This window comes from Nocardia violaceofusca NBRC 14427 (assembly GCF_963869435.1).
Taxonomy (GTDB): Bacteria; Actinomycetota; Actinomycetes; order Mycobacteriales; family Mycobacteriaceae; genus Nocardia; species Nocardia aobensis.
The window spans coordinates 93792-115977 of sequence record NZ_CAWMPM010000005.1; the positions used below are offsets into that span (position 1 = coordinate 93792).

Sequence of the window (22186 nt, forward strand, 5' to 3'; positions counted from 1 at the left end):
TGCCGACGGACCGGCGGCACCTCCGAGACAACCGCGCCGGGCCGCCGCGACGTGCGAGGAATTAAGGTGTGGGGGTGAGTGCTCGTATTCGTCCGGACCTGGAGTCCATTCCGGCTTACGCTCCGGGGCGCAGCCATCCGGGCGCCGTGAAACTGGCCAGCAACGAAACCACCCAGGGCCCGCTGCCGAGTGTCGCCAAGGTGATCGCCGAGGCGGCCGAACTCATCAACCGGTATCCGGACAACTCCTCGGGCGAACTTCGAGCAGCCATCGCCGAGTTCCACGACGTAGCGGTCGAGAATGTCGCGATCGGCTGCGGCAGCGTCGCCCTGTGCCAGGAACTGGTGCAGATCACATGCGCCTCTCCCGCCGACGAGGTGGTGTTCGCCTGGCGCTCCTTCGAGGCGTATCCGATCGTCACGCAGGTCGGCAACGCGACGGCCGTGCCGGTACCGCTGAACGACGAATTCGCGCACGATCTGGACGCGATGGCGGCCGCGGTCACCGAGCGCACCCGGCTCGTCTTCGTCTGCAATCCGAACAACCCCACCGGAACGGCGTACGGCCGTGCCGAACTGACCCGCTTCCTCGACGCGATCCCCGAGGACGTGCTGGTGGTACTCGACGAGGCGTACTTCGAGTATCTGCGCCTGCCCGCCGACGACCGCGCCGACGGCGTGGAGATCGGCCGCGGACGCTCGAATGTCGTTGTGCTGCGTACCTTTTCGAAGGCTTACGGGCTCGCGGGCCTGCGCGTCGGTTATGCCGTCGGCGACCCGGAACTGATCACCGCACTGATGAAGGTGCACATCCCGTTCAGCGTGAATCGGCTCGCGCAGGCCGCGGCCATGGCCTGCCTGCAGGCACGGCACGAACTGCTCGACCGCACCGATCAGGTGGTGGCGGAGCGGGAACGCATGCGCGACGCGCTGCTGGCGGCCGGATATCGGGTGCCTCCGTCCCAGGCCAACTTCGTCTGGCTGCCGCTGGGCGAGCGCAGCGCGGAGTTCGGCGCGGCCAGTGCCGAAGCCGGAGTCCTGGTGCGGCCCTACGGCACCGACGGGGTGCGGATCACCGCGGGCGATCCGCACGAGAACGATCGGTTCCTGAGTTTCGCCACCGCACCGGACACCGCCGCGCGCTTCGCCGGCTGAACCCGCGCGGCGGTCAGCGCACGCCGAGGGCTGCCGCCAGGGTGGGCCAAGCCCTCGGCAGCTCGTCTTTCCAGTACGGCCAGGAATGCGTCCCCACCGGGCGTAGATCGACGTCGGCCGGGATCCGCATGCGCTCCAGCCGATCCGCGAGAGCCATCGTGCAGGCGTTGGCGCCGGCCTCGAGCGGGCCGCCGAATCCGATCGTCGAGACCGCTTCCGGATTGCCCGGAACGTCGTAGGGCCCCGGCACACCGGAACCGGCGGACAGGAAGATCGCCTTACCGCGCAGGGTGTCGGCGTGCATCATCACATCGTGGGCGAGCCAATCGGGATCGTCCTGCTTGCCGAACATGTTGTCCGGATCGCCGCCGTAGGTACGCACCACGGCCCGCGCCTGCGCCTGCCCGAAGTCCGAACCCATTGCGTAGCAACCACTGTGGGCGGCGACGGCGAGATACGCCTGCGGATCGCGTATCGCCAGCATCATCGCCGCCTCCGCCCCCATCGAGACCCCCTCCACGGCATCGCGGCCGTTGCCCTCGAATGTCGCGTCGATCAGCGGCGGCAGTTCGCGGGTGAGGAAGGTCTCCCATTTGTTGGTGCCGAGCACCGGATCCGGATGCTGCCAATCCGTGTAGTACCCCGCCGGGCCGCCGATCGTGAGAACGACGTTGACGTCCTTGTCGGCGAAGAACTGCACCGCACCACCGCGCTCGGTCCAGTTGTTGTACTCGTTGCTCGCGCTGCGCCCGTCGAGCAGATACAGGGTCGGGCGGGGATGGCTGCGGTCCGCCGGCAGCAGCACCTGCACCTGCACCGTGCGGCCCATCGCCGGGGAGTCCACGAACACCCGCAACCAGCGATCATTGATCGGTTCGATGCGGTCGATCGACGCGGTGGCCGGACGGGGATCGTCCAGCGCCGGCGGCGGCCCCTCGGCGGAACCGGAATCGGCCGGGGGCGCGGGCGCGGCGGCAGTCACTGGCGCTCCCCAGATCGCCCCACTCATCAGGAGTGCGGCGATGGTAGCGCCGGACAGCCGACGCCGTATCCGGCGACGAACCATGGCCGTCATCCTGCCAGAGGTCGCGCGAGGCGTCGAAACACGCGACAGCCCGATCTTCGGCGAGTCGTCCGAAGCCCGCCGGACCGATTCGGCATCCCCACACCCGCGCCAGTAGGCTGAGACACCGTTCCGGCCCGCCCGGAACGAGGTGGGTTGCCCGAGCGGCCTAAGGGAACGGTCTTGAAAACCGTCGTGGTTCACGCCACCGTGGGTTCAAATCCCACACCCACCGCAGGTGAGAGTCCGTCACCAGGGGACTGGTCCGGCGTCGGAGAAGAATCCGCCGGTCGGTCCGTCGTCGGGCAGGGTGGCGAGGTGGATCGCGATCGCCGCGCCCTGTTGGGGGGTTCGGACGCCGCGGAAACCGTTGAGGTCGGTGGCGGTGAAACCGGGGCAGCCGGCGTTGATCAGGATGTCGGTGTCGGCCAGTTCCTTGACGTACTGGATGGTGACCGCGTTCAGGAAGGTCTTCGAGGCCGCGTACGCGGCGGAAATCGGGCCGGTGTCGGTGCCGGGGGTGGTCTGCAGTGTGAGAGAGCCGACGCTGCTGGACATGTTCACGATCCTCGGTGCTGCCGAACGGCGCAGCATGGGCAGCATCGCGTTGGTGACGCGGATGACCCCGATCACGTTGGTTTCCACGGCTTCTCGCACGGTCGCGGGATCGACCGAGGTGGGTGTCTGTGGCATTCCGCCGGTGATCGCGGCGTTGTTGACCAGGACGTCGAGCCCTCCGGCGTGGTCGGCGATGAGATCGGCCGCGGCGGCTACGCTCGCGTCGTCGGTCACGTCGAGCGGAACGCCGAATGCGTCGATTCCGGCCGCGCGCAATTTCTCCACAGCCGTATCGCGACGTTGTGCGTCGCGCGCGCCCACACCGATGCGCCAGCCGAGGGCGCCCAGGCCCGCCGCGATCTCGTATCCGATTCCCTTGTTCGCACCGGTCACCAGCGCGATCGTCTGTTCACTCATACCGTCGATCCTGGTTCGGTCTCGGGCGATGCGTCCAACACCGACTGGGTGGCCGCTGATACCGCACGGGTATCAATGCCGGATACGATGGCGGGGTGGAGACGCGGGAGTTGCGATACTTCGTCGCCGTCGCCGAGGAGTTGCATTTCGGCCGGGCGGCGCAGCGACTCGCCATGGCGCAACCACCGCTGTCCCGGGCGATCCGACAGCTCGAACGCCGGCTCGGCGTGGTTCTGCTGCACCGCACCACGCGCTCGATCGCCCTGACCGAGGCCGGGTCGGTGCTGCTGCGGGAGGCCCGTGCCGCGCTCGACGCGGTCGAAGCCGCGGAGCGCCGTACCCGCCGCGCCGCCGCCCATCGGCCCGGGATGGTGCTGGCCACGAAGGCCGGAGCATCCAGCGAACTGCTGTCGAAACTGCTGGACGCCTACGCTGCCGAACCGGGCGCTGTCCCCGTCGAGGTGATCCTGTGCGGGCCCGGCGAACAGGAGGGGCTGCTGCGCGACGGTCGTGCCGACGTCGCCCTGCTCCACCGGCCCTTCGACACGACCGCCGGATTCGACACCGAGGATCTGCACACCGAACAGCAGGTTCTGGTCCTGCCCGCGGGCCACCCCCTCGCCTCACGGGCCCACATATCGTCGGCCGAGGTCGCCGCCCTGACGGATCTGCCCCTGCCGCGCTGGCCACGGCAGGACGGAAGCTATCCCGACGGCCCCGGTCCGCAGGTTCGCGACCACACCCAACTGGCACAGCTGATCGCGCTCGGGCGAACCTGCGCGGTCATGCCCGAGTCGGTCCGAACCCACCTGCGCGACGGTCACGCGATCGTGCCGGTGCCGGACGCACCGGCGGTCACGACCGTCATCGCCTGGCCACCGCACAGCAAATCCAGAGCCGTCGCCGACCTCGTCCGCACCGCGACGCGTCTCTAGCGACACCGCCGTTCACGTCCATGCATCCACGACGATGGCGCCGACCGGCGGATCGGTCGGCGCCACCATCGTTTCGGTCTCGATTCGAACGGTCGGGCCCAGGTTCAGAAGCACCACACCCAATCGGCGGATCCCGGCAGCGGGATGGTGATGCAGATGGCGATCGGTTTCGCCGTGGTATCAGAAGCGCTGACGGCGGAGGCGAGGGGCGCCGCCACGGCGCCGAGCGACAAGATGATCGCGGTGGTGGCGAGAGCTTTCGCTGATTTCCTGTGCATGGTTCGAACCTTTCGACGTCACCCTTCGAAGGAAAACCGGAAAACCCGGTCCCGGACCCAGCGCCCTAATGGTCGCGCCCGCGAACAGCCAGCAACAAGGGACCAACGTCCCCGATCGAGCCGAGTGGCGGAGCTTCGGATCAGGTTCGGCGGGGGTCGGTTTTGGCGTTGACTCGGTCGAAGGCGTCGCCGATGGCGGTGAGCTCTTCGGGGCTGAGGAGGTCGACGAAGGTGCGGCGGACTGCGGCTACGTGGCCGGGGGCGGCGGCGCGGAGGCGGCGCATACCCTCGTCGGTGAGGTGGGCGCGGACGCCGCGGCCGTCCTCTTCGCAGCTGGTGCGGCGGACCATGCCCTCGTCCTCCATGCGGCGGATCTGGTGGGTCAGGCGGCTGCGCGAGGACAGCACGCCGTCGGCGAGATCGCTCATCCGCAGCGAACCGCCCGGGGCCTCGGAGAGCATCACGAGGATGCGGTATTCGGGCAGGCTCATATCGCTGTCGGCCTGGAGCTGGCGGTTGAGTTCCACCATCAGGCGCTGATGCCCGTCCATGAACGCACGCCATGCCCGCTGCTGTGCCGAGCTCAACCACGGCGGGGAGGCCGGGTGACCGCTCGGTTCGTAAGCCATGGCGCCATTCTATTGGGCCCGAATGGAAGGAATGTCGGCTGGTCAGGGACCTGCGGACAAGATCACCCGGATCGGCCGCACGGCCGCACCCGTTCCGGCGCGGCGAGCACCTAGAGTCGAGGCATGTACGCGGCGACGTTGGACGGTTTCGGTGGGCCCGAGGTGATCCGCTGGGCGGAGGTGCCGGATCTGCCGCCGCCCGGACCGGGCGAGGTGGCGATCGACGTCGTGGCGGCCGGGGTCAATCGCGCGGATCTGTTGCAGCGCCAGGGTTTCTATCCGCCGCCGCCGGGCGCCAGCGACATCCTGGGCCTCGAGGTGTCGGGTGTCGTGGCCGAGGCCGGCGCGGGCGTGCGGGATCTGCGGCCGGGCGATCGGGTGTGCGCGCTGCTGTCCGGCGGCGGCTACGCCCAGCGCGTGGTCGTCGCCGCGAGCCAGGTGCTGCCGGTGCCCGAAGGTCTGGATCTGGCTGCGGCAGCGGCGCTTCCGGAGGTCGCCGCCACCGTCTGGTCGAATCTGGTGATGCGGGCCGGATTGCACGCCGGGCAGCTGCTGCTCGTCCACGGAGGCGGGAGCGGAATCGGCACCCATGCCATTCAGGTCGCGGTGCATCGCGGTGCGCGCGTCGCGGTGACCGCCGGTTCGCAGTACAAATTGGATCGCTGCGCCGAATTGGGCGCGAGCATCGGAATCAATTATCGGGAACAGGATTTCGTCGAAGTCCTCGGCGAATCGGGTGGCGCCGACATCATTCTCGACAATATGGGCGCGAAATACCTGCCGCGCAATGTTTCCGCACTCGCCGAGGACGGGCAACTGTGTGTGATCGGCATGCAGGGCGGGGTGACGGGCGAACTGAATCTGGCGGAGTTGCTCGGTAAGCGCGGCACCATCCACGCCACGAATCTGCGCAAGCGGCCGGCGACCGGGAAGTCGAGTAAGGCCGAGATCATCGCGGAGCTGCGGCGGCATCTGTGGCCGCTGATCGCGGAGGGCGCGGTGGTGCCGGTGGTCCACGCCGAAGTGCCGGTCACGGAGGCGGCACGCGCCCACGAACTGCTCGATTCGGCCGAGACCGTCGGCAAGGTGGTGCTGCGCATCGACGAGGCGTGAACGACGCGCGGACGGCCGTGAGCTACTTCTCCAGCGAATTCAGCGCCCGGCCCAGTTGTTCGATCTCGAATTTCGTTGTGTAGGGCGCCAATCCGAGGGTGACGGCGCCGCCCTCGTCGTTGACGCCCAGGGCGTCGAGCAATCGGCTGCCCCCGTGCGCGCCGCTGACGGTGCCGATGCGGTGGTCGGCGAGTTCGGCGGAGATCTTCTCCGCCTGCATTCCCGCGATGGTGAAGCTGACCGTCGGGATGCGGGTGGAGGCGCGGCCGATCACGGTCAGATCCGGGACGGCGTCGAGCACCTCCATGAGATTCTCGAACAGCTGGTCGTGATAGTCCTGCAGCGAGGTGATCGACACCTCCAGCCGCTCCCGGCGGCTGCCGGTGGCCTGTTCGTCCAGTCCGGCGAGGTAGTCGATGGAGGTGGTCAGCCCCGCGAGCAGCGCGTACTGATGTCCGCCGACCTCGAGCCGCTCGGCGCCCTTGGCGTAGGGGTTCAGCGACATCGAGGGGATGCGGTCGAGGAATGCCGGATCGCGGAACACCAGCGCCCCGATCTGCGGACCACCCCAGGCCGGTGCGGACAGGGCGACGACGTCGGCATTGAGTTCGTCGATGTCGATCAGGGCGTAGGGCGCCGCGCCGAAGCAGTCGGCGACCAGCAGTCCACCCACCTCGTGCACCCGGTCGGCGGCGACCCGGACCGCCGGCGCGGAGCCGACGATCGGCGAGGCGGCGGTGACCGCGACCAGTCGCGCGGTCGGGCCGATCAGTTCCTCGAACTGCCAGGCCGGCATCTCGCAGGTTTCGATCTCCACCTCGGCCCAGCGCACGTGGGCGCCGTAGCGGTTGGCGATGCGCAGCCACGGCGCCACGTTGGCCTCGTCGTCCAGGCGCGAGAGCACGATGCCGGTGCCGAGGCCGAGCCGTGAACTCAGCGATTCGGCCAGCCAGGCCAGCAGCACCGCCCGATCCGGACCGAGTACGACGCCTGCCGGATCGCCACCGACGAGATCGGCGACCGCCTCCCGGGCCGCGTCGAGAATCGCGCCACTGCGGCGCGCGGCGGCATGACGATTGGTGTGCGAAAAAGCAGAGGTCCGGAAACCGGTTGATACGGCGCGCGATACCGAATCCGGGACCAGCATCCCTGCTTGGGGGTCCAGGTGGATCCAGCCGTCGCCCAGGGACGGTATCAACCCCCGAACCCTCGCGACGTCGTAAGTCATGCTCGCCACTCTAAGGGCAGCGGGCAAGTCGGCGGAACCGTGCGCCGACCCAATGCGATATCACGCGACATGGCAACCGACTTTCACAAACCGAACCACACACGAGGCGGACAGAACCGCAACAGAATACTTCCGCCCGAAATCGGACCGCGTACCCCGTTCCGGCACCGGGCCCTCACCGGGCGATGCGTCGTTCACTTAGCGCTCGGCGCGGGAAGCAGACATCATGGATGCCATGACGCAATCGGACGGAGCACCGGATTCCATCGTGGTGATCGGACCCGAGGGGCGCCCGCTGGTCATTCCGGCCGGCGCCCAGGGTGAGGCGCCGTTCGCCGGACAGGTGGTCGGCGAAGGCGACACCGGCGCCGAGGGCGCGCAGACCGCCGGCGGCGAGGAATCGCTCGCCGATATGGTCGAGCAGCCGGCGAAGGTGATGCGGATCGGCACCATGATCAAGCAGCTGCTCGAGGAGGTGCGCGCGGCTCCGCTGGACGACGCCAGCCGTAACCGGCTCAAGGAGATCCACAAGACCTCGGTGCACGAGCTCGAGCAGGGACTCTCCCCGGAGTTGCGCGACGAACTCGAGCGGCTCGCCCTGCCGTTCGGCGAGGATTCCGTGCCGTCCGACGCGGAACTGCGGATCGCCCAGGCCCAGCTGGTCGGCTGGCTCGAGGGTCTGTTCCACGGTATTCAGACCGCGTTGTTCGCCCAGCAGATGGCGGCCCGCGCGCAGCTCGAGCAGATGCGCCACGCGCTGCCGCCGGGTGCGGCCATCCCGCGCGAGGGCGGGCAGGGCGGATCGGTGACCGGAGGCGGTCAGTACCTCTGAACACCGCTGATCCTCGGATAGCCTCGAGCCCCCACCGGCGGGGATCGGCTCTGCGCTACAGTCGTGCACTGTGCCAGCAGCTGCCCCTGCCGATTCGGCCACAGCCGAACGCCCGGCCGACGCCACGGTGCCCCTGATGTCGGATGCGCAAACGTTTCCGCGGGCGTTCAAAGACCTCCGCGAGGGGTTCTCTCAGCGTGAGCTGTGGCTACAGCTGGGCTGGCAGGACATCAAGCAGCGCTACCGGCGATCGGTGATCGGCCCGTTCTGGATCACCATCGCCACCGGCGTACAAGCGGCCGCGATGGGTGTCCTCTACGCGGCGATCCTGAATCAGGACCTGTGGACGTATCTGCCGTACGTGACCGTCGGCCTGATCGTCTGGAACGTGATCAACGCCAGCATCCTCGAGGGTTCGGATGTGTTCATCGCCAACGAGGGGCTGATCAAACAGCTGCCCTCGGCGCTGAGCGTGCACGTGTATCGGCTGGTATGGCGGCAGTTCCTGTTCTTCGCGCACAACATCGTGATCTATCTGGTCATGCTGGTGGCCTTCGGCGTCTGGGAACATCTGGACTGGACTGTCCTGCTGGCGATTCCGGCGATCGCGCTGGTGTTCCTGAATTCGGCGTGGGTGTCGATCGTGTTCGGCATCTTCTCCACCCGCTACCGCGACATCGCCCCGATTCTGGGCAGTATGACGCTGATGCTGTTCGTGCTGACCCCGGTCATGTGGACCACGAAGTCGCTGCACGATCAGGGCGGGGCGGTGAGCGAGCGGGCCAAGCTGGTCGAGTTGGTGCCGACCTACCACTATCTCGAGATCGTGCGCGCGCCCCTGCTCGGCGATCCGGTGCAGGTGCGGTCGTGGCTGGTCGTCGGTGTGATCACCGTGGTCGGCTGGACGGTGGCGATCCTGGCGTTGAAGCAATACCGTTCCCGCGTGCCGTACTGGGTGTAGAGGACGATATGACCGGAGTAAGCATCGAAACCCACCAGGCGTGGGTGGAGTTCCCCATCTTCGACGCCAAGTCACGGTCGCTGAAGAAGGCTTTCCTGGGCAAGGCCGGCGGATCCATCGGGCGCAATCAGTCCGATGTGGTCGTCGTCGAGGCCCTGCGCGACATCACGCTGTCGCTGAAGGAGGGTGACCGGGTCGGCCTGGTCGGCCACAACGGCGCCGGAAAGTCGACGCTGCTGCGGCTGCTCTCGGGCATCTACGAGCCCACCCGCGGCACTGCGCGGGTGCGCGGCCGGGTGGCGCCGGTGTTCGACCTCGGTGTCGGCATGGATCCGGAGATCTCCGGCTACGAGAACATCATCATCCGTGGGCTGTTCCTCGGGCAGACCCGCAAGCAGATGCTGGCCAAGGTCGACGAGATCGCCGACTTCACCGAACTCGGTGAATATCTGAACATGCCGCTGCGCACCTATTCGACCGGTATGCGGGTGCGGCTGGCGATGGGCGTGGTGACCTCGATCGATCCGGAGATCCTGCTGCTGGACGAGGGTATCGGCGCCGTCGACGCGGAATTCATGAAGAAGGCCCGCAACCGGCTGCGCGATCTGGTGGCGCGCTCCGGAATCCTGGTTTTCTGCAGCCATTCCAACGAATTCCTGGCCCAATTGTGCGACACCGCAATGTGGATCGACCACGGCACGCTGCGCATGCAGGGTGATATCGAGGATGTGGTGCGCGCCTACGAGGGCCCGGAGGCGGGCGATCACGTGAAGCAGATCCTGCGTGAGCTCGAACTCGAACGCAATCCCGCATGACGACGGCGGCAGAAGACAAGGACATGGGCGGTCAGGCGCGGAGGCGGGAGCGTAGCGTAACCACGCAGCGCTCCGCCCATGTCCCAGAAGACAAGGACACGACCATGAGTGATCAGGCGGCCCCGTCCGCGGACAGCGGAGTGGCCCGGATCATCGCGGTGGTCGTGACCCATAAACGCCGCGAGCTGCTGAGCGAATCGCTGAAGGTGCTCGCCTCGCAGACCCGCCCGATCGACCATCTGATCGTCATCGACAACGGCAACGAGCCCGAGGTCGGCGAGATGGTGGAAGAACAGCCGATCGAATCCACCTATCTGGGTTCGGAACACAATCTCGGTGGCGCCGGCGGTTTCGCCCTCGGCATGTTGCACGCGCTGACCATGGGCGCGGACTGGGTGTGGCTGGCCGACGACGACGGCCGCCCCGAAGGTCCGGACGTGCTGGAGAAGTTGCTCGATTGCGCCGGGCGCCACGGTCTTTCGGAAGTCTCGCCGGTGGTCGCCGATATCGACGATCCGGATCGGCTGGCATTTCCGCTGCGCCGCGGCGTGGTGTGGCGGCGGCTGCGGTCCGAACTCGGCGACGAGGATTTCCTCCCCGGCATCGCGTCGCTGTTCAACGGCGCCCTGATCTCCGCCGAGGCGCTCGAGGTGATCGGCGTCCCCGATCTGCGACTGTTCGTGCGCGGCGACGAGGTCGAGGTGCACCGGCGGCTGGTGCGTTCGGGCCTGCCGTTCGGAACCTGTTTGCAGACGGCGTATCTGCACCCGAACGGGTCGGCGGAATTCAAGCCGATTCTGGGCGGGCGCATGCACACCCAGTATCCGGACGATCCGGTCAAACGCTATTTCACCTACCGCAACCGTGGCTATTTGATGGCACAGCCCGGGATGCGCAAACTGCTCCCTCAGGAGTGGGCGCGGTTCTCCTGGTTCTTCCTCGTACAGCAAAAAGATCCGGCCGGTCTGCGAGAATGGTTGCGGCTGCGGCGTCTGGGGCGACGCGAGCAGTTCCATAAACCCGGTTAGATCAGTGCTTTTGGCATGAGGAGGTACGGCTGTGAGCAACCCCTACGGTGGGCAGCCACCCTATGGGCAACCATTCCCACCCAACGGTGGACAGCCGTATCCGCCGGCGCAGCCGTATCCCGGAGCGCCCCAGCCCAACGGTCCCTACGGCGCGCCGCCGCCGCACGGCGGTAGCGGAGCCGTTGCCGCGCCGGGACATCCGCAGCCGCACGCGGGCTCGCAGCCACATATCCCCCAGCCACACAACGTCTCCCAGCCGCAGCACGCGCCGGGTTGGGGCGCGCCCCAGGCTCCGCCGCCGCCCTACGGTCAGCCCCCGGCGAATCCCTATGGGGCACAGCCCCATCCGGGTCAGCAGCCGTTCAACGGCGGGCCGGCGCCCTACGGTGCGCCCAATCCCGGTGCACCGCAGGGCCGATACGGCGCCTACGGCCCGGCGGTACAGTTCCAGCCGCAACCGGGACCGCAGGGCATCGTCGTCGACGCCTCGTACTTCCCGCTGGGATTCATGCTCGCGCTGACCGGCCCGAAGATCCTCGTCGACGGCATGGAGGTGCCGATGGCGAAGTGGGGACAGACCCACATTCCGGTCGGTCCCGGCCAGCATCACGTGCGGGTGGCGACCAAGTGGCTGTGGGATATGGGTCCGGCCGAGACGACCGTGCCGGTCGCGGAGGGCCACAGCACCCACGTCTACTACAAGTCGCCTGCCATCGCCTTCATCAACGGCGCCATCGGGCCGGTGCCGCAGGCCGCGCCCGGTGCGATCGTTTCCTACATCAGCCTCGGCGTGGTCGGGGTGTTCATCCTGCTGCAGCTGCTGATCGCCTGCACGATCTGATCGAGCGGCCCGGGACGAAGTAGGCCCGGGAAAATACGTTGCGGCCCGCGCGGCGGGCTGTCATTGTTTATCCATCCGGTCGCGGAGGCGACCGAACCCGAGTATCGAGACACGAGAGGGTCGAGGAGGTGGAATACGTGAACGTCGGCAGTCGGATTGTCGCGGACGGAGCCCGGTATCAGACCGAAAAGCGCTCCGCCGCACGTATTTCCACTCTCCTCCCCATGCACTGAGCCCTTCGCGGGCTCGGTGCCCGACGAAGGATGTCTCCCCTCATGGTCGATTACGACCGTCTCCTTCCCTACGGCTGGACCGCCGACCTCTCCGCCGCGTACGCAGGGCTGCTCGATACCGGCTGGGTCCCGGCCCGCGTGATCCGGATGGATCGCAGTGAATGCGATGTCGCGACGCCCGACGGGCTCGCACGCGCTTCCTGTCCGCGGGCGGATACCAACATCAACGGCCTGTGTACCGGTGACTGGGTCGCCGTCGCACCGGCCGAGACGTCCGCCGGGTCGGCGTTCACGGTACGAAAGTTGTTGCCGCGCCGCATAATTCTGCAGCGCGCGACGGTATCAGGCCGCTCCGACGCACAGGTGCTGGCCACCAATGTGGACACCGTCGCGATCTGTGTCGCCGCCGACGGCGAGATCGACCTGGGTCGCATCGAACGGATGCTGGCTCTGGTCTGGGAATCCGGCGCGCAGCCGGTGGTAGTGCTGACGAAATACGATCTGGCGCCGGATGTTCCACTGCCCGACGTGCGCGCCGCGGCGCCGGGTGCGGCGGTGGTGCCGGTCTCGGCGACCACCGGCGCCGGGATGGATGTGCTGTGCGCGGTGGCGGCCGGCACGGTCGCACTGATCGGATCGTCCGGCGCGGGCAAGTCGACTCTGGCCAATGCGCTGCTGAGCGAGGAGGTTTTCGCGACGGACCGGGTCCGCGCCTCGGACAAGCGGGGGCGCCACACCACGGTGCATCGCGAGTTGCGGCCGATCCCCGGCGGCGGCACCCTGATCGACACCCCCGGCCTCCGGGCGATCGGGCTCTGGGCTGCCGAACAGGGTCTGGCCCGGACCTTCACCGATATCGAATCGCTCGCGGCGCAATGCCGATTCTCCGACTGCGAACACCGCACCGAGCCCGGATGCGCGATTCTCGCGGCCCTCGACACCGGCGAGCTGCCGCAGCGACGACTGGACAGCTACCGCAAACTGCAGCGCGAGAACGACCGTCTCGCCGCCCGCAGCGACGCGCGGTTGCGCGCCGAACGGGAGCGGGTCTGGCGCGAGATCAGCAAATCGCAGCGGCGGATGTACAAGGAACGTGATCCGCGTCGCCATCGTCGCTGACCGACTATGCAACTGGTTGCATAGCTCGGTGCGGTGCCCTACTGTGCGAATCGGGTAGTTCAGCACCCCGGCTCCTTCGGATCGCCGATCATGGAGCCGGGGTGATCGCACAGACGGGAGCAGGGATATGACCGAAGCTGGTAAGCCATTGGCCGGCCGCACCATGATCATGTCGGGCGGCAGCCGCGGCATCGGCCTGGAGATCGCCAAGCGGGCCGCCGCCGACGGTGCGAACATCACGCTGATCGCCAAGACCGATCAGCCGCATCCGAAACTTCCTGGCACGATCCACACCGCCGCCGAGGAGCTCGAGGCCGCGGGCGGCCGGGTGCACAAATTCGTCGGCGATGTGCGCGACGACGAGGGCGTCGCCGAAGCCGTGCGCCAGACCGTGGAGCGGTTCGGCGGAATCGATATCGTCGTCAACAACGCCTCGGCGATCGATCTGTCACCGACCGAGACGCTGTCGATGAAGAAGTACGACCTGATGCAGGACATCAACTGCCGCGGCAGTTTCCTGCTGTCGAAGACCAGCATCCCGGCGCTGAGGGAATCGGCCGAGGCCGGGCGCAATCCGCACATCCTCACCCTGTCGCCGCCGCTGAACCTCGACCCGAAATGGGCGGGCAGCTCGCTGGGCTACACCATCGCCAAGTACGGAATGTCGCTCACCACTCTGGGTTTGGCCGAGGAGCTGCGCAAGTACGGCATCGGCGTGAACTCGCTGTGGCCGCGCACCACCATCGCCACCGCCGCGGTCCGCAACCTGCTCGGCGGTGAGGACATGGTCCAGACCTCCCGCACCCCCGACATCTACGCCGACGCCGCCTACCTGGTCCTCACCTCCCCCGCCAAGGACACCACCGGCAACTTCTTCATCGACGACGAGGTGCTGAACGCGCACGGCGTCACCGATCTGGACAAGTACCGCGTGGTCCCCGGTGACGGCCCGCTGACCACGGACCTGTTCCTCTAGGCCGGTCCGCACTCCCCGCCACAGTGGTGTTGCCACTACCGACAGCCCGATCCGAGGCCGATACATTGGCACCGGGTCGGGCTGTCGACAGGAGTGCGAAGATGGTCAACGCGTGCCGTGCGGACACGGCATTATCTGTGCCACAACGGTTTCCGGCCGTGCGGGGTAGAGTTCACGGCAGCGATATCGAGGGGAGTTGATTCGCGATGGAATACCGCTGGATTTTCGGCGTGACGGTCGTGTCGGCCGTCGCCGCGAGCACACTGATCGGGGGTGCGGCCGGCGCATCCGCCGTCGAGGTCTCACCCGGTGTGTTCTGCGAGTGGGCCGGCTGCCACAACGACAACGACGACACCTACCGGGTGGACGCCGAGATCGTCTGCTCGGGCCTGGGTGGCACGGTCCGGGGTACGGCATGGGTGCCGCCGCACGGTGACGCCCGCATCAACGACGCGTGCCCGATGGAGAGCGGTCCCGGCCACTTCGAGACCCCGCCGCCCGATATGCAGCCCGACGGCACCTGGAACCAGCAGCCGCCGCGGTTCGTCCCGGACCTTCCGCAACCGACCTACCCGACCTCGTTCCGATATCTCGGCGCGGTCGTCGACAACAATCCGCCGCCACCTCCGACCGGCTCGTTCGGGCACTGATCCGCGGCGGCCCGCCCGGTGACGTACCGGGCGGGCCCGCGGATCAGATGCCGTACAGCCGTTCCCAGTTCTCGCGGCTGGTCAATTCCGGTGCCGCGGCCCGGTACTGGCGGCTCAGCTCCGGAAGTTCGCGGCGCAGCCGGCGCAGGGCCCGGACGGTGCGCAGCAGCAGGGCACGGGCTTTCTCCTTGTCCCGCCGCCGGATTCGCACGCCGGACTGGGAGGCGTCGGTCACCACGACGTGATCGAACAGGGCCAGATGCCACCAGTGCGCATCCTCGCGGGTGACGCCGACGACGCCGTGCTGGGTGCGCCCGGTCCACTGCTGGATCGCACGCTTGACCAGCACCAGCAGTGGGCGGCTCGGTTCGCCGCCGGCGCGGCGGAGCTGGATGTCGGACTGCCGGACCGGTGCGGTGGCGGCCGCGTGCTTCGTGGTCTCGCCGTAGTCACCGCGGCTGGTGCGGGCGGCCGCGAGGGCCTGAATTCCACCGTCGCGCAGGATCTTCGGGCCTTGCAGGAAATCCTCGATGCCCTGCAGTGTGGTGTGCGCGAGACCGTACTGCATACCCACCAGATATTCCGCGATCTCACGGAACAGCTTGCGGGTCACCGCCTTCGCGTCCAGATCGGTGTGCATGGAGCTGACGATGAGCGAATTGCGCATACTGAAGTAGCGCGCCCAGTCGTCGAAGTCCTTCCAGTAGAAGTCCGCGTGCCAGACCGCCGCATTCGGCAGCGTCACGGTCACGAATCCCGCCTCGCGGGCGCGGACACCGTATTCGACGTCGTCCCACTGGAAGAAGATCGGCAGCGGCAGTCCGATCCGCGCCACCACCTCGGCCGGGATCAGGCAGGTCCACCAGGCGTTGTAGCCGGCGTCGACGCGGCGCTCCTGATTGCGCTTGAGCATGCTGGTGTTGCGCAACGCCTTGGGCACCTTCTGACCGTGCCGCAGCTCGTTCAGGTGCACCTCCTCGGCGCCGACGTTGAGATAGTCGGGGTTCAGCAGGAACAGCATCTGCGCGCCGACCAGGGTCGGTTCCACCGTGAGATTGGCAAAGGCGTTGAGCCGCAACACCGTTTCGGGCTCGCAGAGAATGTCGTCGTCCATCAGGATGACATCGGCGTGCTCGTTCGCCGCCGACACCTCGTACAACCCGCGGGTGAAGCCGCCCGCCCCGCCGAGATTCGGTTGCCGGATGTAGCGCAGCTTGTCACCGAAACGCGGCTGCGTCTGCTGGAACAGCTCCCGGTCCGATACCAGGTCGGTGCCCTGGTCGACCACGTACACCGCGTCGATGGCCGCCAGCACCTCCGGATCCGAGGCGAGGGCGGCGACGGTGTGCGCGCAGTCCTCGGCCCGATTGAAGGTGCAGATCGCGATCGCGACCGGGCGGACGCGATCCGGCGCGGGCGCGGTCCAGGTGAGCTCACCGATCGCGAGTTCGCCTCCGACAGCATCGAATTCGACCCACAGCGCCCCGCCGTCCACATACTGATCCAGCGGCGCCCGCAGAGTCACCGTCCCGTCGGAATGCACATCCGCGGAGTCGATGATGCGCCGGTGCCCGGCGATATCGGAGGCGGCCAGCCGGATCCGGGCCCGGTCACCGACCGCGACCCGCATCGAGACCTCGACCTCGGTCACCGTCGTCCAGCGCTGCCAGTAACTGGCCGCGAATCGGCCGAAATAGGTGTTGGTGTGGGCGTGCGCGCCCTTTTCCAGCCGCAACGACTGCCGTTCGCGGTGCGATTTGCCCTTGACCACCGCATAGAGTTCGTCGCTGATCTTCGGCGCCGGGCCGGTGAAGATGCCCCGGGCCAGAACCAGGCGGTCGGGGGCGCGGTGCTCGGTCCGCAGGGCGCCGGGTGCGGGCTCGGCGATCCGCGGGTCGTTCTCGGTGGCGGTCACGGCCTGGCCAGCCGACTGATCCATGGTGGAATCCCTCGTAAACAGTGTCCGATGGCGCCGAATGCGGCGCGGGCGCGGTCAAGTGCGGGCTCGGTGCGAGCGATACCCATTATGTCCGTCTCATGTCGCGGCGTCCGACCGACCCGAGCGCGACTCGGCGAAGACGAAAGTGTCGTAGGCCCAGTAGCGGAAAACCACCGCCACGATCTGGCCGATCAGGGTGCCGGAGATGTTGTCCGCCAGCGGCGAGGACAGGTGCAGGACGTATCGGGAGAATGCCAGACACCCCAGCTGCAATCCGATGGCAACCACGTTGAAAACGGCATAGAGCAGATATTCGCGGGCGGGACTGCCGCCCTGCTTGTGCGCGAAAGTCCACCATTTGTTGCCGAAATACGTGACCACCGTGGCCACCAGAATCGAGATGATCTTCGCGACCAGCGGCGCGTGATTCAGAACTCCGTCGCCGCCCCAGAAGACCAGCAGATTGTAGGTTCCGGCGTCGACGAGAAATCCGATCGCGCCGACCACCAGAAAAGCCGATCCCTGCCGCAGGGCGGTGACGACCTTGTGTCGCAAGGTATCGCCGGTTCGATCGACCGGTTCGGTCGCCGTCTCACTGCTGGCCACCCGGCGACGGTACCGCACCCCGGTTCCCCACCGCGTGATGCCGGTGGGAGCGCGGCTCGCCGCGGGTGCGATCGGGCGGCTCACAGCGGACGCAAAGGGCGCGAGGTCGTGGCGGGTGCACCGCCCCGCACCGGACACAGTGAGGGTTAGCGGGCGCGACTCCGGCCCCGGCCTGTACCCTCCCGGTGTTCCGTATTTCATCGGCCGATCAAATGAGGGATTGACGGGGTGAACCCCACCGAGCTTCGCATCGCCGCAGTCGTGCCCTGCCACAACGAGGAGGCTGCGGTCGCCAAGGTCGTCACGGACCTCAAGGCTGCCGTGCCGGGCATCGACGTCTACGTCTACGACAACCGCAGCACGGACGCCACCGCCGAACGTGCCCGGGAGGCGGGCGCGATCGTGCGCACCGAGACCGTCAAGGGCAAGGGCAACGTCGTCCGGCGCGCATTCGCCGATATCGAGGCCGACGTCTACCTGATGATCGACGGCGACGACACCTACGACGCCTTCGCCGCCCCGAAGATGATCGAGGCGCTGCTGTCGGGCCCCTACGACCATGTCCTCGGCGTGCGCAAGGAGGACGAAGGCTCGCAGGCGTACCGCGCGGGCCACGAAGCCGGTAACCGCGTCCTCAACGGCGTGGTCGGCAAGGTATTCGGCGAGAACGTCGAAGATATGCTCTCCGGGTACCGGGTGTTCTCCCGCCGCTTCGTGAAGAGTTTCCCCGCGGTGTCGCGCGAATTCGAGATCGAAACCGAATTGACCGTGCATTCGCTGCATCTGCGCGTGCCGCAGACCTCGGTGCGGGTGGGATTCCGCGACCGGCCGGAGGGCAGTGAATCCAAACTGCGCACCTACCACGACGGATTCAAGATTCTGGGCCTGATCTTCGGTCTGGCGCGGCACGAACGACCGGTCGCGTTCTACGGACTGTTCGGCACGCTGGCCTGGTTGATCTCGATCATTCTGATCGTGCCGATAGTGATCCAGTTCTACGAAATCCACCAGGTGCCGCGCTTCCCGACATTGTTCCTCGGCTTCACCCTGCTGCTGCTGGGCAGCCTGGCGTGGACCGCCGGTCTGATCCTCGACGGCATCCGCCGATCCCGGCACGAGGCCGCCCGCCTGATGTACCTGCGGTATTCGGCCGTCGGCGTCGAAACGCCCGAGCAGGTCCGGCAGGCACACTGATGACGACCCAGGCCGACAAGGAGGCCGCCGATAGGCGGGCCTCCGACCGCGAGGCCGTGACCAGGGAAGCCGACACCGAGCAACCGAACCGCGACGAGTCGAACCGCGAGAGCGGCGACGCGGGTGTCGGCGCCGAGCAGCGGCAGCCCTCGGGCCTGCTCCGGCGCGCCCGATCCGGTATCGCGCACCACCTGGGCCCGGCCGCGGCGGTCTTCGTCCTGGTGGCCGGCGTCTTCGGCATCGTGTTCGCGACCATCACCCCGCCGTTCTGGGGTCACGACGAGATCACCCAGTTCGGCCGCGCGTACCAGGTGGCGCACGGCGGATTCACCCCCGAGCGGATCACCGACGACCGCGGCGTCTCCTATGGCGGGCAGATCCCGTTGAGTGTCGACGGTCTGATGGGTTACGCCTTCACCGACTACAACCGTCATCCGACCGAGCCGGCCCCGCTCGCCGCCGACGAGACCGCCTACGACCGGCTGGGCTCGGCGCCGGTGACCACCACCGCGACCAAGCAGATGTGGTTCACCAATACCGCCGCCTACTCGCCGGTGCCGTATGTGCCCGCGGCCGTGGGTATTCGGCTGGCCCAGGCGATCGGCCTCGACGTCGGCGATACGGTGCTGCTCACCCGGCTCGCCGGACTGCTCGCCTATCTGGTGATCGTGGCGTTCGCGCTGCGGGCGCTGCGGACGTTCCGCATCCAGTGGCTGGTGTTCACGATCGCGGTGCTGCCCATCGCGCTGTTCCAGGCGGGCACGGTCACCGCCGACACCGTCACCAACGCCCTGGCCGTCCTGGTGTCGTGCCTGGTCGTGAAGGGCGTCTTCCTCGACACCCGGCTGACGAAGCCGGAGGTGGTGGCCGCACTGGCGGCGACGCTGGCGTTGCCGCTGAGCAAGCCGACCTACGTCATCCTCGCCATGCTGGTGGTGCTGATTCCGGCCCGGCAGTACGGCTTCGGGAGGGTGCTGCGCTGGCTGCCGTGGTGCTTCGCGGCGCTGGGCGCGATCCTGTTCGCGGTGTGGATGAAGATCGCCGCGCCGACGGGCGACGGCATGGGCCTGATGCGCAAATCGTCGGAATGGCGTTCGGTGCGCCCCGGCGACCAACTGCACGGAATTCTTTCCGATCCGGTGCATTTCGCCAATACTTTCGGCGACAGCATCTGGTATCGGGACGAGAAATGGTTCATCCAATTCTTCGGCGAGCTGGGATTCGCCTATGTCGACGTTCCCGCGCTGTCGATCCTCGCCTGCCTGCTGGCGCTGGCGGTGAGCGCCGGTATCGCGGATCGGCTGACCGGTAACCGGTGGCGCACCTGGATCGTCGCGCTCACCGTGCTGGCCAGTGTCGCGATGATCTACGTGACGCTCTACATGTCGTTCTCCCCGGTGGGCTACTGGATGATCGACGGCGTACAGGGGCGCTATTTCGTACCGCTCGCGATTGCCGGGTTCGCGGTGCTGCTGCGGTGGATGCCGTTGCGGCTCAGCGATTCCCGCGGCGTGACGCCGGTACGCGGGCCCGCGATCACGGTCGTGGTCGCGACCGTGGTGGCACTGGCCGCGGCCGCGATCAAATACAACGTCCTGATCTGGGGTTAGAGCACCTTTTCGCCCGCCGCCGCGTAGGCGCGTTCGGTGTGTTCCTTCTGCGGGCGCCACCACGCCTCGTTGTCGCGGTACCAGGCGACCGTCGCGGCCAGTCCGGCGCGGAAATCGCCGTACCGCGGACGCCAGCCGAGTTCGGCGCGCAGCAGGGTGGCGTCGATGGCGTAGCGCTGATCGTGCCCGGGCCGATCGGTGACGTGATCGAAATCGCCGGGATCGCGGCCGAATTCGGCGAGCAGCAACTCCACCACCGTCCGGTTGTCCAGTTCACCGTCGGCGCCGATGAGATACGTCTGGCCGATGCGCCCGCGGTCGAGAATGTCCCACACCGCGCGGTTGTGATCGGCGACGTGAATCCAGTCCCGGATCTGATGTCCGGCGCCGTAGAGGCGCGGGCGCACCCCGTCGATCAGATTGGTGATCTGGCGCGGGATGAATTTCTCCACATGCTGATACGGGCCGTAATTGTTACTGCAGTTGGAGATCGTCGCCCGCACCCCGAACGACCGGACCCAGGCACGGACCAGCAGATCGCTGGATGCCTTGGTGGCCGAATACGGGCTGGACGGTTGATAAGGGGTGTTCTCGGTGAATGCCGGATCGTCGGCCTCGAGGTCGCCGTAGACCTCGTCGGTCGAGATGTGGTGGTAGCGCACATCGTATTTGCGGACGGCCTCGAGCAGCGTGAAGGTGCCGACGATATTGGTCTGCACGAACGCCCGGGGCCGGGCCAGCGAATTGTCGTTATGGGATTCGGCCGCGAAATGCACCACGGCGTCGGTTCCGGAGACCAAGCGGTCCACCAGGCCGGAATCGGCGATATCGCCGTGTACGAACTCGATCCGATCGGCGATCGGCGCCAGCGAGTCGCGATTTCCGGCATAGGTCAGTGCGTCGAGCACCGTGACGCGGACGTCGGGTCGATCCGCCACGGTCTGATGGACGAAGTTCGCGCCGATGAATCCGGCTCCGCCGGTTACGAGCAATCGCACCGTGCCACCCTAACGTGGGCGCGAATACGGACTTTGAATCACCTGCGAGTCACACCAGCCCTACAGCGTAGTGTGACCTTCATCACACTACGCTCTTGATGTCCTATTTGTTCGAATTGTTGGTGGTGTCCGAAAACCGCACGCATACTGCATGTTTCCACAACCTGACAATCGGCAAGAACCCGATGGTGAACAGAATTTGAATGAACGGACACAACAGGTTCACCGCTCGTTAGCTGACGTCGATTTCTATTTCTCATGTCCCAGAACCACTCTGTATCGAGGTTCCGCAGAAAATGATGATGAGGAAATTCGTCGCGACCGCCGCCATGCTGGTCGCCGCCGTCGGCGTCGCAGCCGGCACTGCCACGGCCGACCCCGCCGCCCCCGCGGCGCCCGAAAGCGTCTACTACAAGGCCGAAGTCGTCGACAACGACAAAGCCGTCATCAAGACCGACGGTGGCTCGATCGTCAACGAAGACGGCATGCTGAAGATCAAGGCCGCCAACGGCACCGTGCTCGCCGGCACCCCGCTGAACTTCCGGGTCGACGACTTCGAGTTCCCGATCGCCGCCGACATCTCCGGCAACACCGCCACCCTGACCCCTCAGTTCGACGAGCAGCACGCGGTCTACAAGCCGGTCGCGCTGCCGTTCGAGGAGTCGGCTCCGTGGAAGACCCCCTACGACCGTGAGGTCGCGGCCTTCACTCGCCTGAAGGACACCATCTCCACCGGCGCCACCATCGGCACCCTGGTCGGTGGTATCGGCGGCGCGGCCATCGGCTGCATCGCGGGCGCTGCCCTCGGTGTCGTCGCCACCGGTGCGCTGGCCACCCTGTTCGGCCTCGGCCCGCTCGGCGGCTGCATCGCCGGTGCCGCCGCTGTCGGCTTCCTGGGTGTACTCGCCGGCCAGATCTTCGTGACCGCTCCGGTCGCGATCGGCGCCGCGATCCAGTACTGGGCCACCACGACCGCGCCGTTCAACCCGCCGGCGCCGGCCAAGTAATT

At 67.4% G+C, this 22186-nt stretch carries 22 protein-coding genes and 1 tRNA gene; 15 read left to right on the top strand and 8 right to left on the bottom strand.

The window, feature by feature from the left end:
* The first annotated feature begins 74 nt into the window (after positions 1 to 74).
* Positions 75 to 1154: a histidinol-phosphate transaminase gene (gene hisC / locus AC5592_RS05125; protein WP_063063587.1), complete on the top strand. Its 1080-nt coding sequence runs from the start codon at positions 75 to 77 to the stop codon at positions 1152 to 1154.
* A gap of 13 nt (positions 1155 to 1167) precedes the next feature.
* Here the strand turns inward: hisC and AC5592_RS05130 are convergent, their stop codons facing one another.
* Positions 1168 to 2163 (bottom strand): alpha/beta hydrolase, encoded by a 996-nt coding sequence (locus AC5592_RS05130; RefSeq protein ID WP_371507098.1) that lies wholly within the window; start codon positions 2161 to 2163, stop codon positions 1168 to 1170.
* A gap of 204 nt (positions 2164 to 2367) precedes the next feature.
* Between AC5592_RS05130 and AC5592_RS05135 the strand changes: the two genes are divergently transcribed.
* Positions 2368 to 2452: transfer RNA gene (locus AC5592_RS05135), tRNA-Ser, on the top strand.
* A gap of 14 nt (positions 2453 to 2466) precedes the next feature.
* Here the strand turns inward: AC5592_RS05135 and AC5592_RS05140 are convergent.
* On the bottom strand, positions 2467 to 3192 hold the full coding sequence (locus AC5592_RS05140) for an SDR family NAD(P)-dependent oxidoreductase (protein ID WP_063063589.1): 726 nt from the start codon (positions 3190 to 3192) through the stop codon (positions 2467 to 2469).
* A gap of 95 nt (positions 3193 to 3287) precedes the next feature.
* Here AC5592_RS05140 and AC5592_RS05145 point away from each other — a divergent pair, with 95 nt between their 5' ends.
* Positions 3288 to 4127 carry a LysR family transcriptional regulator gene (locus AC5592_RS05145; protein ID WP_063063590.1) on the top strand — a complete coding sequence of 280 codons (840 nt, stop codon included), beginning with the start codon at positions 3288 to 3290 and terminating at the stop codon, positions 4125 to 4127.
* Between the two features lie 104 nt (positions 4128 to 4231).
* Here AC5592_RS05145 and AC5592_RS05150 read toward each other — a convergent pair whose 3' ends face one another.
* Positions 4232 to 4405 carry a hypothetical protein gene (locus AC5592_RS05150; protein ID WP_198163770.1) on the bottom strand — a complete coding sequence of 58 codons (174 nt, stop codon included), beginning with the start codon at positions 4403 to 4405 and terminating at the stop codon, positions 4232 to 4234.
* A gap of 140 nt (positions 4406 to 4545) precedes the next feature.
* Positions 4546 to 5034, bottom strand: a complete 489-nt coding sequence (locus AC5592_RS05155) for a MarR family winged helix-turn-helix transcriptional regulator (protein WP_036497059.1) — start codon at positions 5032 to 5034, stop codon at positions 4546 to 4548.
* A gap of 123 nt (positions 5035 to 5157) precedes the next feature.
* Between AC5592_RS05155 and AC5592_RS05160 the strand changes: the two genes are divergently transcribed.
* Positions 5158 to 6147 carry an NAD(P)H-quinone oxidoreductase gene (locus AC5592_RS05160; protein WP_063063591.1) on the top strand — a complete coding sequence of 330 codons (990 nt, stop codon included), beginning with the start codon at positions 5158 to 5160 and terminating at the stop codon, positions 6145 to 6147.
* 22 nt (positions 6148 to 6169) lie between these two features.
* Here the strand turns inward: AC5592_RS05160 and AC5592_RS05165 are convergent, their stop codons facing one another.
* On the bottom strand, positions 6170 to 7375 hold the full coding sequence (locus tag AC5592_RS05165) for a cysteine desulfurase-like protein (RefSeq protein ID WP_036497057.1): 1206 nt from the start codon (positions 7373 to 7375) through the stop codon (positions 6170 to 6172).
* A gap of 235 nt (positions 7376 to 7610) precedes the next feature.
* On the opposite strand from AC5592_RS05165, the gene AC5592_RS05170 reads away from it, so the two are divergent.
* From AC5592_RS05170 to AC5592_RS05205, 8 genes are all read left to right on the top strand, one after another.
* Positions 7611 to 8207, top strand: a complete 597-nt coding sequence (locus AC5592_RS05170; protein WP_086007166.1) for a bacterial proteasome activator family protein — start codon at positions 7611 to 7613, stop codon at positions 8205 to 8207.
* A 136-nt stretch (positions 8208 to 8343) separates the two neighbouring features.
* The gene (gene wzm / locus AC5592_RS05175) at positions 8344 to 9168 is read left to right on the top strand and encodes a galactan export ABC transporter permease subunit Wzm/RfbD (protein ID WP_051024100.1); all 825 of its coding nucleotides are present in this window, start codon (positions 8344 to 8346) and stop codon (positions 9166 to 9168) included.
* A gap of 8 nt (positions 9169 to 9176) precedes the next feature.
* Positions 9177 to 9983 (top strand): galactan export ABC transporter ATP-binding subunit Wzt/RfbE, encoded by an 807-nt coding sequence (wzt, locus tag AC5592_RS05180; protein WP_036497055.1) that lies wholly within the window; start codon positions 9177 to 9179, stop codon positions 9981 to 9983.
* Between the two features lie 104 nt (positions 9984 to 10087).
* Complete coding sequence (gene glfT1 / locus AC5592_RS05185; protein WP_051024093.1) at positions 10088 to 11011, top strand: galactofuranosyltransferase GlfT1; 924 nt, start codon at positions 10088 to 10090, stop codon at positions 11009 to 11011.
* Between the two features lie 31 nt (positions 11012 to 11042).
* On the top strand, positions 11043 to 11852 hold the full coding sequence (locus tag AC5592_RS05190; RefSeq protein ID WP_232329203.1) for a hypothetical protein: 810 nt from the start codon (positions 11043 to 11045) through the stop codon (positions 11850 to 11852).
* Between the two features lie 275 nt (positions 11853 to 12127).
* The gene (rsgA, locus tag AC5592_RS05195; protein ID WP_063063592.1) at positions 12128 to 13204 is read left to right on the top strand and encodes a ribosome small subunit-dependent GTPase A; all 1077 of its coding nucleotides are present in this window, start codon (positions 12128 to 12130) and stop codon (positions 13202 to 13204) included.
* Between the two features lie 127 nt (positions 13205 to 13331).
* Complete coding sequence (locus AC5592_RS05200; protein ID WP_036497052.1) at positions 13332 to 14180, top strand: SDR family oxidoreductase; 849 nt, start codon at positions 13332 to 13334, stop codon at positions 14178 to 14180.
* 230 nt (positions 14181 to 14410) lie between these two features.
* Positions 14411 to 14830, top strand: coding sequence for a hypothetical protein (locus AC5592_RS05205; protein ID WP_198163771.1), 420 nt, complete (start codon positions 14411 to 14413; stop codon positions 14828 to 14830).
* Positions 14831 to 14873: 43 nt separating this feature from the next.
* Here the strand turns inward: AC5592_RS05205 and AC5592_RS05210 are convergent, their stop codons facing one another.
* Complete coding sequence (locus tag AC5592_RS05210; RefSeq protein WP_084506348.1) at positions 14874 to 16769, bottom strand: glycosyltransferase; 1896 nt, start codon at positions 16767 to 16769, stop codon at positions 14874 to 14876.
* Between the two features lie 96 nt (positions 16770 to 16865).
* Positions 16866 to 17375 carry a GtrA family protein gene (locus AC5592_RS05215; RefSeq protein ID WP_051024098.1) on the bottom strand — a complete coding sequence of 170 codons (510 nt, stop codon included), beginning with the start codon at positions 17373 to 17375 and terminating at the stop codon, positions 16866 to 16868.
* Positions 17376 to 17603: 228 nt separating this feature from the next.
* Here AC5592_RS05215 and AC5592_RS05220 point away from each other — a divergent pair, with 228 nt between their 5' ends.
* Both AC5592_RS05220 and AC5592_RS05225 read left to right on the top strand, forming a co-directional pair.
* Positions 17604 to 18569 (top strand): glycosyltransferase, encoded by a 966-nt coding sequence (locus tag AC5592_RS05220; RefSeq protein WP_036497048.1) that lies wholly within the window; start codon positions 17604 to 17606, stop codon positions 18567 to 18569.
* Positions 18569 to 20179 (top strand): DUF2142 domain-containing protein, encoded by a 1611-nt coding sequence (locus tag AC5592_RS05225; protein ID WP_084506350.1) that lies wholly within the window; start codon positions 18569 to 18571, stop codon positions 20177 to 20179. Before AC5592_RS05220 ends, AC5592_RS05225 begins: the two co-directional genes overlap by 1 nt.
* Here the strand turns inward: AC5592_RS05225 and rfbB are convergent.
* Complete coding sequence (gene rfbB, locus AC5592_RS05230) at positions 20176 to 21177, bottom strand: dTDP-glucose 4,6-dehydratase (RefSeq protein ID WP_036497047.1); 1002 nt, start codon at positions 21175 to 21177, stop codon at positions 20176 to 20178. The two genes, AC5592_RS05225 and rfbB, sit on opposite strands and share 4 nt — an antisense overlap.
* A gap of 296 nt (positions 21178 to 21473) precedes the next feature.
* Here rfbB and AC5592_RS05235 point away from each other — a divergent pair, with 296 nt between their 5' ends.
* Positions 21474 to 22184 (top strand): DUF8020 domain-containing protein, encoded by a 711-nt coding sequence (locus AC5592_RS05235; protein WP_036497045.1) that lies wholly within the window; start codon positions 21474 to 21476, stop codon positions 22182 to 22184.
* Positions 22185 to 22186 lie beyond the last annotated feature (2 nt).

What these genes read in the sequence shown, in the direction of transcription:
- AC5592_RS05130 (WP_371507098.1), bottom strand. Translation starts at nt 2,163, where the DNA reads ATGAGTGGGGCGATCTGGGGAGCGCCAGTGACTGCCGCCGCGCCCGCG.
- AC5592_RS05140 (WP_063063589.1), bottom strand. Translation starts at nt 3,192, where the DNA reads ATGAGTGAACAGACGATCGCGCTGGTGACCGGTGCGAACAAGGGAATC.
- AC5592_RS05150 (WP_198163770.1), bottom strand. Translation starts at nt 4,405, where the DNA reads ATGCACAGGAAATCAGCGAAAGCTCTCGCCACCACCGCGATCATCTTG.
- AC5592_RS05155 (WP_036497059.1), bottom strand. Translation starts at nt 5,034, where the DNA reads ATGGCTTACGAACCGAGCGGTCACCCGGCCTCCCCGCCGTGGTTGAGC.
- AC5592_RS05160 (WP_063063591.1), top strand. Translation starts at nt 5,158, where the DNA reads ATGTACGCGGCGACGTTGGACGGTTTCGGTGGGCCCGAGGTGATCCGC.
- AC5592_RS05165 (WP_036497057.1), bottom strand. Translation starts at nt 7,375, where the DNA reads ATGACTTACGACGTCGCGAGGGTTCGGGGGTTGATACCGTCCCTGGGC.
- AC5592_RS05170 (WP_086007166.1), top strand. Translation starts at nt 7,611, where the DNA reads ATGACGCAATCGGACGGAGCACCGGATTCCATCGTGGTGATCGGACCC.
- wzm (WP_051024100.1), top strand. Translation starts at nt 8,344, where the DNA reads ATGTCGGATGCGCAAACGTTTCCGCGGGCGTTCAAAGACCTCCGCGAG.
- wzt (WP_036497055.1), top strand. Translation starts at nt 9,177, where the DNA reads ATGACCGGAGTAAGCATCGAAACCCACCAGGCGTGGGTGGAGTTCCCC.
- glfT1 (WP_051024093.1), top strand. Translation starts at nt 10,088, where the DNA reads ATGAGTGATCAGGCGGCCCCGTCCGCGGACAGCGGAGTGGCCCGGATC.
- rsgA (WP_063063592.1), top strand. Translation starts at nt 12,128, where the DNA reads ATGGTCGATTACGACCGTCTCCTTCCCTACGGCTGGACCGCCGACCTC.
- AC5592_RS05200 (WP_036497052.1), top strand. Translation starts at nt 13,332, where the DNA reads ATGACCGAAGCTGGTAAGCCATTGGCCGGCCGCACCATGATCATGTCG.
- AC5592_RS05210 (WP_084506348.1), bottom strand. Translation starts at nt 16,769, where the DNA reads ATGGATCAGTCGGCTGGCCAGGCCGTGACCGCCACCGAGAACGACCCG.
- AC5592_RS05225 (WP_084506350.1), top strand. Translation starts at nt 18,569, where the DNA reads ATGACGACCCAGGCCGACAAGGAGGCCGCCGATAGGCGGGCCTCCGAC.
- AC5592_RS05235 (WP_036497045.1), top strand. Translation starts at nt 21,474, where the DNA reads ATGATGATGAGGAAATTCGTCGCGACCGCCGCCATGCTGGTCGCCGCC.